General features: G+C 71.2%; 8 protein-coding genes and 1 CRISPR repeat array. All 8 genes read left to right on the top strand.

Features of this window, described 5'->3' with window-relative positions; all coding sequences use genetic code 11:
* Positions 1-11 precede the first annotated feature (11 nt).
* From cas3 to cas2e, 8 genes are read left to right on the top strand one after another with little or no spacing between them, the layout of a single operon-like run.
* On the top strand, positions 12-2,855 hold the full coding sequence (cas3, locus tag GSF22_RS23105; RefSeq protein ID WP_208815839.1) for a CRISPR-associated helicase Cas3': 2,844 nt from the start codon (positions 12-14) through the stop codon (positions 2,853-2,855).
* 32 nt (positions 2,856-2,887) lie between these two features.
* Positions 2,888-4,549 carry a type I-E CRISPR-associated protein Cse1/CasA gene (gene casA, locus GSF22_RS23110; protein ID WP_307804242.1) on the top strand — a complete coding sequence of 554 codons (1,662 nt, stop codon included), beginning with the start codon at positions 2,888-2,890 and terminating at the stop codon, positions 4,547-4,549.
* A complete protein-coding gene (gene casB, locus GSF22_RS23115) occupies positions 4,546-5,220 on the top strand; it encodes a type I-E CRISPR-associated protein Cse2/CasB (protein ID WP_208815833.1) in 675 nt (224 codons plus the stop codon). The genes casA and casB overlap by 4 nt, the downstream gene beginning before the upstream one ends.
* A complete protein-coding gene (gene cas7e / locus GSF22_RS23120; protein ID WP_208815834.1) occupies positions 5,217-6,341 on the top strand; it encodes a type I-E CRISPR-associated protein Cas7/Cse4/CasC in 1,125 nt (374 codons plus the stop codon). Before casB ends, cas7e begins: the two co-directional genes overlap by 4 nt.
* Positions 6,338-7,039 carry a type I-E CRISPR-associated protein Cas5/CasD gene (gene cas5e, locus GSF22_RS23125; RefSeq protein ID WP_208815835.1) on the top strand — a complete coding sequence of 234 codons (702 nt, stop codon included), beginning with the start codon at positions 6,338-6,340 and terminating at the stop codon, positions 7,037-7,039. The genes cas7e and cas5e overlap by 4 nt, the downstream gene beginning before the upstream one ends.
* A 2-nt stretch (positions 7,040-7,041) precedes the next feature.
* The gene (gene cas6e, locus GSF22_RS23130; RefSeq protein ID WP_208815836.1) at positions 7,042-7,716 is read left to right on the top strand and encodes a type I-E CRISPR-associated protein Cas6/Cse3/CasE; all 675 of its coding nucleotides are present in this window, start codon (positions 7,042-7,044) and stop codon (positions 7,714-7,716) included.
* Positions 7,713-8,684 (top strand): type I-E CRISPR-associated endonuclease Cas1e, encoded by a 972-nt coding sequence (gene cas1e, locus GSF22_RS23135; RefSeq protein ID WP_208815837.1) that lies wholly within the window; start codon positions 7,713-7,715, stop codon positions 8,682-8,684. The genes cas6e and cas1e overlap by 4 nt, the downstream gene beginning before the upstream one ends.
* Entirely contained in the window at positions 8,684-9,091 is a 408-nt protein-coding gene (gene cas2e / locus GSF22_RS23140) for a type I-E CRISPR-associated endoribonuclease Cas2e (protein ID WP_208815838.1), read from the top strand. The genes cas1e and cas2e overlap by 1 nt, the downstream gene beginning before the upstream one ends.
* Positions 9,092-9,116: 25 nt before the next feature.
* Positions 9,117-11,654: a CRISPR direct-repeat array (repeat unit 28 nt; unit sequence CTGCTCCCCGCGCACGCGGGGGTGATCC).
* The last annotated feature ends 116 nt before the right edge of the window (positions 11,655-11,770 follow it).

Consider the following 11,770-nt stretch of genomic DNA (forward strand, 5'->3'; position numbering starts at 1 on the left):
CCGGTGACCCGATAACCCCGCCCGCCACCGCAGCCGGCCCCACCCTCGGCGACGCGGCCCGCTCGGTCTGGGGCAAGACCGACCGCAGAGGCACCTCACCGGTCGGCTGGCTGCCCCTGTGGCGGCACCTCGCCGACACCGCCGACGTGGCCGGACAACTCTGGGACCACTGGCTCAGCCCGGCAGCGCGCCGACGCATCGCCGACGAACTGCCCGGCGGCGACACCGACGCCCGTACCCTGGCCGTCTGGATCGCCGGGGTACACGACATCGGCAAAGCCACCCCGGCCTTCGCCCACCAGGCGCATCACCTCGCCGAACGGATGCGCGACCACGGACTCGGCTACCACCGTGACCTGATCCGCGCCGACCGCCGCTACGCCCCGCACGCCACCGCCGGGCACCTCGTCCTGGCCGACTGGCTGCACCAGCAAGACTGGACCGACCCCCACCCGTACGCCGTCATCGTCGGCGGCCACCACGGCATTCCCCCCACCGACCAGGGCCTGCGTGACGTCCGGACCCGTGCACATCTGCTCGGCGACCAGCTCTGGCAGGACGTACAGCACGAACTGCTGACCTGGATGGCCGAGCGGTCCGGCGCGGGCGAACGGCTCAGTGACTGGGACACCGCACCGCTGTCCCAACCCGTACAGGCACTACTGACCGGCCTCGTCATCACCGCCGACTGGATCGCCAGCAACGAGGACTACTTCCCGTACCTCCTCGACGCCACCGACGACGACCGACTGCGATCCGGCTGGGAACTGCTGGACCTGCCCGCCCCCTGGCATCCCGCCGCACCACCGTCGAGCGTGGACGAGCTGTTCGCCGCGCGGTTCGTGCTGCCCGCCGGCGCGACACCCCGCCCGGTCCAGCGCACGGTCGCCGAGCTGGCCGAGACCATGCCCGTACCCGGCATGATGATCGTCGAAGCGACCATGGGGGAGGGCAAGACCGAAGCCGCCCTCGCAGCGGTGGAAACCCTGGCCCGCCGCACCGGCGCGTCCGGCTGCTACCTGGCGCTACCCACCCGGGCCACCAGCGACGCCATGTTCGGCAGGATGCTGTCCTGGCTACGCCGGCTACCCGACACCCACATCGGCCGCGGTGCCCGCGACGTGCGACTGGCCCACGGCAAAGCAGCACTCAACGCCGACTACGACCGGCTGCGCATCACCTCACTGCCGACCGGCATCGCCGAGGACGACGGCGGCACCGACATCGGCGTGCACCGCTGGCTCGCCGGCCCCAAACGGACCCTGCTGTCCAGCTTCGTCGTCGGCACCATCGACCAGCTCCTGTTCGCGGCCCTACGCAGCAAACACCTGGTACTGCGTCACCTCGGCCTGGCCGGCAAGATCGTCGTCATCGACGAGGCCCACGCCTACGACGTGTACATGACACAGTTCCTCGACCGGGCGCTGCACTGGCTCGGCGCGTACGGCGTGCCCGTCGTCGTCCTGTCCGCCACGCTGCCCGCACACCGCCGGGCCGAGCTGATGAAGGCGTACGACACCGGCCGGCTCGGCGCCCCACCCCCGCTCACCTGGCGGGACCGTGGCAAACCACGCGTCGACCCGTACGCCGACCTGCGCACCGACCTGCGATACCCCCTGGTCACCGTCTCTACCGCCGAACGCGGCGCCGCCGCCACGAGCTGCGCCGACTCCGGACGAGGCATCGAGGTCACCGTGCGACGCCTGGCCGACGATCTGCCGGCGCTGACGGACCTGCTGCGCGACCAGCTGGCCGACGGAGGCTGCGCCCTCGTGGTGCGCAACACCGTGGCCCGGGTCCAGGAAACCGCCGCCGCGCTACGCGACACCCTCGGCCCGGACACCCCCGTGACGGTGGCGCACTCCCGGTTCATGGCCGTCGACCGGGCCACGAAGGACCGCTGGCTGCGGGACACCTTCGGACCACCCGGCACCGGCAACCGTCCGCACCGGCACGTGGTGGTGGCCAGTCAGGTCGCCGAACAGTCCCTCGACATCGACTTCGACCTGCTCGTCACCGACCTGGCCCCGGTCGACCTCGTCCTGCAACGCATCGGCCGGCTGCACCGTCACCCCCGCGACCACCGTCCCACCCGAATCGCCACGCCGACCTGCTGGATCACCGGCGCCGACTGGAGCACCGAACCACCCGAACCCGTCACCGGCTCCCGCCGCGTCTACCAACCGGCCACCCTGCTGCGCAGCGCCGCCGTGCTCCTGCCCCACCTCGACGGCGAACCCCTGCGACTGCCGGCCGACATCGCACCGCTCACCCAGACCGCCTACGGCGCCGAGCCGACCGGCCCGCCATCCTGGCAACCCGCGATGGCCGAGGCGGACGCCAGACAACACGACGAGATGACCACCAAGGAACTGAAAGCCAACGGCTTCCGCCTCGCCGAGGTCGCCGAGCCCGGCGTACCCCTGATCGGCTGGCTCTCCGGGGGCGTCGGTGACGGTGACGACCGCGTGGCGCAGGGCCACGTCCGCGACACCGACGCGGAATCCCTCGAAGTCCTGCTCCTGGTCCGCACACCCGACGGCCTGACCCTCCCGTCCTGGATCGACGGCGGTGGAGTCACCGTGCCGACCGCCAGCGTCCCACGCCGCCCGCTGCCCCGGCTGATCGCCCGCTGCACCCTGCCCCTACCGCGTGCCATGACCGCCGCCGACATCGTCGACGACGTCATCGCCGACCTGGAGCAGCGCACCGACGTCAGCGCCTGGCAGGACGACCCCTGGCTCTCCGGTGAGCTCGTGCTCGACATCGACCCTGACGGAAACGCCACGGTGGCCGGCTTCGACCTGCACTACGACCCCGACGAAGGGCTGCGCGCAACCCGCGCCGCCAGTTGAGCCCATCCCGACCCCAGAAGGAGGTGATGCCGGTGACCGGCGCACCGCACCCCGCCGGGTACTCCCTGCTCGACCAGGCATGGATCCCGGTGCTCGACACGGCAGGCCAACACCGCGAGGTCTCGCTGCTCGGCCTCTTCGAGCAGGCCCACGACATCCGCATGATCGCCTGTGACCTGCCCACCCAGACGTTCGCGCTGCTGCGGCTCGCGTTGGCGATCCTGCACCGGGCCACCGACGGCCCACCCGGCGAGGCCGCCTGGCGGGCACTGTGGCGGGACCGAAAACTGCCCGTCGCCGACATCGCGGAATACCTCGACGCCTTCCGCGACCGATTCGACCTGCTCCACCCCGTGCACCCGTTCTACCAGGTCGCCGACCTGCACGCCGCCAAGGACACCAGGTACGGACTGGAACGCCTCATCGCCGACGTGCCCAACGGCCTGCCGTTCCTGACCACCCGCGCCGGACCGGGCCTGGACGCCATCACGCCCGCCGAGGCAGCCCGGTGGCTGGTGCACTGCCAGGCGTACGACGCCGCGGGCATCAAGACCGGAGCGGTCGGCGACACGCGGGTCAAGAACGGCAAGGGCTACTCCATCGGGGTGGGCTCGCTCGGCTCGCTGGGCGGCGTCCACCTGGAAGGCGCGACCCTGGCCGAGACACTGCTGCTCAACCTGGTACCGGTCGCACCCGGCTGGCAGGTGACCGACGAGCGGGACCTGCCGGTGTGGGAACGTGAACCGCAGACCGCCGCCGAGGAAGCCGACGCCACCCGGGGCCCGTACGGCCTGCTCAGCCTCTACACCTGGCAGTCCCGACGGATCCGGCTGTTCGGCGACGCCGCCGCCGTCACCGGCGCGATGATCTCCATCGGTGACCGGCTCGACTGGCAGGACCGACACCTGCTCGAACCGATGAGCGTCTGGGGACGCAGCGGACCCCGCGAGACCGCCCAGAAACGCACCCCGATCTACCTACCCCGCCCGCACGACCACACCCGGGCCCTGTGGAGGGGCCTACAGACCCTGCTGCCACCACCGCCACCACCCGGCGGCGAACCACCACAGCGACTGTCGCCGATGGTGGTCCAGTGGCTGGCCCGGCTGACCGTCACCGGTGTCGTCGGAGCGGACTTCACCACCCGGACCCGCGCCACCAGCGTCACCTACGGCACCCAACAGTCCGTCGTCGACGAAGTCTTCAGCGACGCCCTGACCATGAACGTACTGCTGCTGGTCGAGGACTCCGCGCTGCGCGCGACCGCCGTCGACGCCACCGGCGACGCGGAAGCCGCCGTAAAGGTACTGCGCCGGCTCGCCGACAACCTGGCCCGCGCCGCCGGCAGCCGCGACACCGACGTCGGCGAGGCCGACCGGGCCGCCGAACGCGGGTACGCGCTGCTCGACCGCGCCTTCCGCGACTGGCTGGCCCGACTCGGTCCGGACAGCGACCCGGTGGCCGAGCGCGCCGCATGGCAACGCCGGGTCCGCCGGGCCATCGACCGGCTCGGCCGGGAACTCGTCGCCGCCGCCGGACCGACCGCCTGGATCGGCCGCACGATCACCGACCGCAACGGCAGGGACGTGCACTACTCCAGCTCCCAGGCCGACGCGTGGTTCCGGCTCGGCCTGGCCAAAGCGCTGCCGATGGCGGCCGACTCTCCGCACCAACGGCAGGAGGAAAGAGCGTGACCGTGACCGACATCGACCCGCCCGCCGGCCCATCCCGCAGAACCTGGGCCCGGCGCCGCAGCGAACTCGGCGACCACGTCGCCCGCACCATCGGCACACTCCAGGCCCGGGTACTCAGCACCGTGCCCCACCCCGAGGCCGTCAGCGCCCTGGCCCGGCTCCGACGCGGCATCGGCCGGACCCCGGGCTTCGACTTCACCCTGGAGCGGTACCTGCAGGTACCCGAACATCTGTTGGGCCACCGGCCCGCCGACGACGCCGAGGCGGCGGACACCGAACACGCCGTCCACGACGCGGTGACCCTGTACGCACTGCACCAACAGTCCCGCCGGGAACGGATGCACGTCGACCGACGCGGCCTGGGCCAGGCCCTGTCCGACCTGGTCCGCCGCTCCACCGGGCCGGACGGGGTACGGCGCCGGTTCGCCGCGCTCGGCACCGCCAGCACCTACCCCGAGAGCATCCACCACCTGCGCAGCCTGATCACGATGCTGCGCGAACACCAGATCCCCCTCGACTACGGCCTGCTCGCCGACGACCTGCTGACGCTGCGTCGCCCCTTCGGCCGCCCCAAGGTCCAGGCCATCTGGGGCCGCGAGTTCTTCCGCAGCCAGCCCGGCACCGACACCCACACCCCCGACACCACCACCGCCGAGGAGGAGCCCTCATGAACCGCACCATCATCGACGTCTACGCACTCCAGACGGTCCCCCCGAGCAATCTGAACCGCGACGACACCGGCTCCCCGAAAACCGCCAGCTACGGCGGCGTACGACGCGCCCGGGTGTCCAGCCAGGCCTGGAAGCGGGCGATCCGACTGGCCTTCGCCGACCTTCTCGACCACTCCCAGCTCGGCGAACGCACCAAGCGCGTGGGCGAGTCCCTCGCCGCCCGGATCCGGAACCTGGACCCCGACCTGACCCCCGAGGCCGCGTCCGCCCTGGCCGCCGACGTCTTCTTGGCCAGCGGCCTGGCCAAGGCCGACAAGAAGAAAGGCGAGGTCAAGGACGTCGAGTCCGGCTACCTGCTGTTCCTGAGCAACCGGCAACTGGACAACCTCGCCGCCGCCGCGCTGGAGGCATCGCGCGGCGGCGCACCCCTGGACAAAGCCCGGTTCAAGGCCCTGGCCAGGACCGACCACTCCGTCGACATCGCGATGTTCGGCCGGATGGTCGCCGACATGACCGACATCAACGTCGACGCCGCCTGTCAGGTCGCCCACGCCATCAGCGTCCACGCCGTCGACAACGAGTTCGACTACTTCACCGCCGTCGACGACCGCAAGGCCGACGCCGCCGAAACCGGCGCCGGCATGATCGGCACCATCGAGTTCAACTCGTCCACCCTGTACCGGTACGCCACCGTCGACGTCAACGCCCTGCACCACACCCTCGGCGACGCCACCGCCACCCGGGCCGCCGTCGAGGCGTTCCTGACCGCGTTCGCCCGCAGCATGCCGACCGGCAAGCAGAACACCTTCGCCCACCGCACGCTGCCCGACGCCATCCTGGTGCGGGTACGCGACACCCAGGCGATCAACCTGGTGGGCGCCTTCGAAACGCCGATCCGCGAAACCGACGCCAACGGGCGGGTCGAACTCGCCGCCACCGCGCTCGCCCAGCACACCATGGCCGTCGAGAACGCCTACGGCGAAAGGCCCGTCGGCAGCTGGGTCACCCAGGTCGGCGAGAAAACCCGCGCCCTGGCCGACCTCGGCAAGGCCGTCAGCTTCGGTGAACTGGTCACCGCCGTGGGGGAGCAGGTCAGCGAGGCTCTCGGACAGCCCGCATGAGCGTACTGCTGCTGAGACTGGCCGGCCCGCTCCAGTCCTGGGGCTCATCCAGCCGGTTCACCCGCCGGGGCACCGAGATCGCCCCCACCAAGAGCGGCGTCATCGGACTCCTCGCCGCAGCCCGGGGCGCCCGCCGCACCGAACCCCTCACCGACCTGCTCGGCCTGCAATTCGGGGTACGCCTCGACCAGCCCGGACAGATCCTGCGCGACTTCCAGACAGCCCGCAGCCTCGACGGCCGCCAGCCCGCCAAGCTGACCTACCGCTTCTACCTGTCCGACGCGGTGTTCCTCGCCGCCGTCAGCGGCGAACCAGAGCTGCTGCACGGACTCGCGGACGCACTGCACCGGCCACGTTTCCCGCTCTACCTCGGCCGCCGGTCCTGCCCGCCAGCCGGACCGATCAGCCTCGGCGTACACGAGCAAACCCTCGACGGCGCACTCACCGACTGGCCGTGGCTCGCCGCCGAGTGGTACCGCCGCCGCGCGGCCCGCACCATCCGCCTGGAAATCATCCGCGACGCCCACCCGGGCGAACCGGCCACCGAAACCGTGCCCGACGAGCCGATCAGCTTCGACCCCGCGCACCGGCAACACACCTGGCGGTCGGTGCTACGTCGACACGTCGACGTCACCAACGACCTCGCGGAGCGGGCCGCCGTCATCGAACACGACCCGCTGAGCCTGCTGGGAGGCTGAGCATGTACCTCACCCGATTCCAGATCAACCCGGCCCGCCGCAACGCGCGCAAACTGCTCTCCTCACCGCAGGCCATGCACGCAGCGGTCCGCGCCGCCTTCGCCGCTCCGGAGGACTACGAGCGCGACGGCACCCGTACCCTGTGGCGCCTCGACAGCTCACCCACCGCGACCGTCCACCTCTACCTCGTCAGCCCCGGCCGACCCGACCTCACCCACCTGGTCGAGCAGGCCGGCTGGCCCACCACCGAAACCTGGGTGACCCGCGACTACGACGGACTTCTCGGCTCCTTGCGCCCCGGGCAGCAGTGGGCGTTCCGGCTCACCGCCAACCCCACCCACAGCGGACGCAAGACCGCCGACGCCAAGGAAACCCAACGCTTCGGCTACCTACGCGAACCGGAACAGATCGCCTGGCTCACCAACCGGACCGCCCGGCACGGCTTCACCCTGGCCACCCAGCACGACGGCCTGCCCAATCTGCGCCTGCACCGCCGCCAGACCCACACCTTCAAACGCGGCACGGGCACCGTCACCCTCACCACAGCCATCTACGACGGCATCCTGCACGTCACCGACACCGACGCCTTCCGCCGCGCGCTGACCGGCGGCATCGGACACGCCAAGGCGTACGGCTGCGGCCTGCTCACCCTCGCACCCGCCCAGGCCGGTACGTGAAGATCCCCGGCGTCCCACCGGCGGAACTGGCCGACCTCAACCGCGCCCAGGACCGGCTCAGCTTCGTCTACCTGGAACGCTGCGTCATCCACCGGGACAGCAACGCGATCACCGCCACCGACGACAAAGGCGTCGTCCACATCCCGGCGGCCACCCTCGGGGTCCTCATGCTCGGCCCCGGTACCACCATCACCCAACAGGCCATGATGCTGCTCGCCGACAACGGCGCCACCGCGGTGTGGGTCGGCGAGCACGGCATCCGCTACTACGCCCACGGCCGATCCCTGGCCCGATCGAGCCGGCTGCTCGTCGCCCAGGCCGCAGCCGTGTCCCACCGCGACCGGCGCCTCCACGTGGCCCGCGCCATGTACCGCATGCGCTTCCCCGGGGAGGACACCGACACCCTCACCATGCAGCAACTACGCGGCAAGGAGGGCGCACGGGTACGTCGCTGCTACCGCGAACACGCGAAACGCACCGGGATCACCTGGAGCCAGCGGGAGTACGACCCGGACGACTTCACCAGCAGCGACCCGGTGAACCAGGCACTGTCAGCGGCACACGCCTGCCTGTACGGCATCGTGCACGCCGTCGTCGTCGCCATTGGCACCGCGCCCGGGCTGGGTTTCGTGCACACCGGCCACGACCGATCCTTCGTGTACGACATCGCCGACCTCTACAAGGCCGAGATCACCATCCCCGTGGCCTTCGACATCGCCGCCAGCGGATCGACCGACATCGGCGCCGACACCCGCCGGGCCGTCCGGGACCGCGTCCACAACGGCGCCATCCTCGAACGCTGTGTCCGCGACATCCGTAACCTTCTACTGACCCCCCGCCCTACCGGGGCGGTAGACGACGAATGGCTCGACGTGGAGGCCGGCGACGACACCGTCCGGCTCTGGGACGACACCGGGCCGGAGCAGGCCAGCGGACGCAACTACGGCGGCGGCGAGGTGGACTTCTGATGACCGTCATCATCCTCACCGCCTGCCCGGACGGCCTACGCGGCCACCTCACCCAATGGCTGCTGGAGATCTCCGCAGGCGTGTACGTCGGACACGTCAACAGCCGAATCCGGCAACGACTCTGGAGCAAGGTCATCGACATGGCCGGCCCCGGTCGCGCGCTGCTCGTCTACCAGCAACCGGGGGAGCAGCGACTCTCCTTCCAGGTCCACGACCACCACTGGGAACCCGTGGATCTCGACGGCATCACCCTGATCCGCCGCCCCACCGGCCGCAAGCCCTACAATCCGGCCGTGGCCGTAGGCTGGAGCAAAGCATCGAAACGTCGCCGGTTCGGCAGACGGCCGTCAAGCCCGACCGGCTCGATGGTGCCTCTGAAGCAAAGTGATGAAAACAGTGGAAGTTGATCTCTAGCGCCGCAGGTCAACAAGCCTGCTCCCCGCGCACGCGGGGGTGATCCCAGGGGCGCCCCTTCCGGCGCACTTCGGTACTGCTGCCCCCCGCGCACGCGGGGGTGATCCCCCGCCAGATATCCTGACCGACGATCTCCTGATCTGCTCCCCGCGCACGCGGGGGTGATCCTTCTCGGAGAATCGCTGGCGTGCGCGGGCGTCAGCTGCTCCCCGCGCACGCGGGGGTGATCCCGATGCCCGGTTGGCAGTCTGTGAACAGCCATCCTGCTCCCCGCGCACGCGGGGGTGATCCTCGTCGGCAGGTGCCGTAAGCGATTTTGCGACACTGCTCCCCGCGCACGCGGGGGTGATCCGGACAGCGCCTTCCGGATGATGACCATCCGCCGCTGCTCCCCGCGCACGCGGGGGTGATCCGGTGCCCACGTCCAGGGCGGCGGCGTCCAGGGTCTGCTCCCCGCGCACGCGGGGGTGATCCTTCATCCATCGGGATCGATTCAAGGGCAGGGGCCTGCTCCCCGCGCACGCGGGGGTGATCCGGCCGCCATGATCGCCAGTAAGGGACTCCGCGCCTGCTCCCCGCGCACGCGGGGGTGATCCGTTCGGTCGTGCCTTCGAGTCCGCTCACAGTCCCTGCTCCCCGCGCACGCGGGGGTGATCCCCTGGCGGCTATCGCCGGACAGACCGGCTGGTTCTGCTCCCCGCGCACGCGGGGGTGATCCTGCGAGGTGCTGTGCCATGTCCCGGCGCCACTGCTGCTCCCCGCGCACGCGGGGGTGATCCTAGGGAGTGACAGTCTCCGCGTCATAGCTGTCACTGCTCCCCGCGCACGCGGGGGTGATCCCGGACGATTCTCGGAGGCAATTGCAAAGATCCCCTGCTCCCCGCGCACGCGGGGGTGATCCCGAGGGTCCTGGTCGAGCTGGGCGGCCTGCCCACTGCTCCCCGCGCACGCGGGGGTGATCCCACCGCCAACATCGGGGTGTGCGTGATCGGCCCCCTGCTCCCCGCGCACGCGGGGGTGATCCCGTGTCGGGGTCCATCGGTGGGGCCGGGGCCCACTGCTCCCCGCGCACGCGGGGGTGATCCCACCACGAGGTTGCTCGACATCATCGAACGGCACTGCTCCCCGCGCACGCGGGGGTGATCCCTTCCTGGTCAACAGCAAGACCGGACAGATCTACTGCTCCCCGCGCACGCGGGGGTGATCCCCGCCGGATGAGTCTGGACCAGGTCACGCGCACCTGCTCCCCGCGCACGCGGGGGTGATCCCGCCCCGGGTGGGAAAGTCAAGGCATCCGTTACCTGCTCCCCGCGCACGCGGGGGTGATCCCAGGCGTTGATTGCCGTGGAGACGGGGAACCGTCTGCTCCCCGCGCACGCGGGGGTGATCCTCCGGCAGATTTGCATGGTCGGGTTGACCGTTCCTGCTCCCCGCGCACGCGGGGGTGATCCTTGGATTGGCATTTCCCGGTCCGGTGACCTGTCCTGCTCCCCGCGCACGCGGGGGTGATCCGGAACAGGTTGCCGGTCGGAACGGCGTCCCGATCCAGTCTGCTCCCCGCGCACGCGGGGGTGATCCAGTCGGCCCGACTTGATTTGAGGTAAAAAAAGCCCTGCTCCCCGCGCACGCGGGGGTGATCCCCTGGTGACGGACCATGGTGACCAGTTCTTACCACTGCTCCCCGCGCACGCGGGGGTGATCCCACCAATGGCGGCCCCGGGAATGGGTGGGCGCTCTGCTCCCCGCGCACGCGGGGGTGATCCCTCAGGGGCCGGCTGACGCAGCTGGTACCGCTCCTGCTCCCCGCGCACGCGGGGGTGATCCGACGGAGTTGCCGCCGGTGCCACCCTGGGAGTACTGCTCCCCGCGCACGCGGGGGTGATCCTCATGTACGGCGACCGCGACTAACCGACCCCGACTGCTCCCCGCGCACGCGGGGGTGATCCCCACGCGCCCCAAACCTCGGCGACGGTAGGCAACTGCTCCCCGCGCACGCGGGGGTGATCCCGCTCGCCGTGTGGCGGGCGCTGCCCCGGCTACCTGCTCCCCGCGCACGCGGGGGTGATCCCCGGAGCGTCCTGGCGTGCCCGGTCGGCCCGGTCTGCTCCCCGCGCACGCGTGGGTGATCCCAGCCTGGTGGCGAAGCTGGACGCGGTGCTGTCCTGCTCCCCGCGCACGCGGGGGTGATCCCGAGCGCACGGAGCTGTACCCGACCACGACGCGCTGCTCCCCGCGCACGCGGGGGTGATCCCTGCTCGCCCGCGAGCTGGACCGGCCGGCAAACCTGCTCCCCGCGCACGCGGGGGCGATCCCGACTGCACGTCGATCGACTCGGTCTCCCGGTCCTGCTCCCCGCGCACGCGGGGGTGATCCCTGGTTCGGCCACTACGGGCCGACCGGGTGGCACTGCTCCCCGCGCACGCGGGGGTGATCCCTCGCGCACCCGGAACCGGCGGCCGGGCAGTTCCTGCTCCCCGCGCACGCGGGGGTGATCCCGATGGCGGCATGGTCCGCCGGCTGAAGGAGATCTGCTCCCCGCGCACGCGGGGGTGATCCCGGGACCTGATCAGACAGGCCTGTCAACGGTCATTTGGATCGCCGGGTGGGCGGACGTTGGGCATCCGGGTGGGCGGACAGCTTTTCTCCGGGTGGGCGGTCACGAGATCTGGTTG

The sequence above is a fragment of the Micromonospora echinofusca genome (genome assembly GCF_017614955.1).
Classification (GTDB): domain Bacteria; phylum Actinomycetota; class Actinomycetes; order Mycobacteriales; family Micromonosporaceae; genus Micromonospora; species Micromonospora echinofusca_A.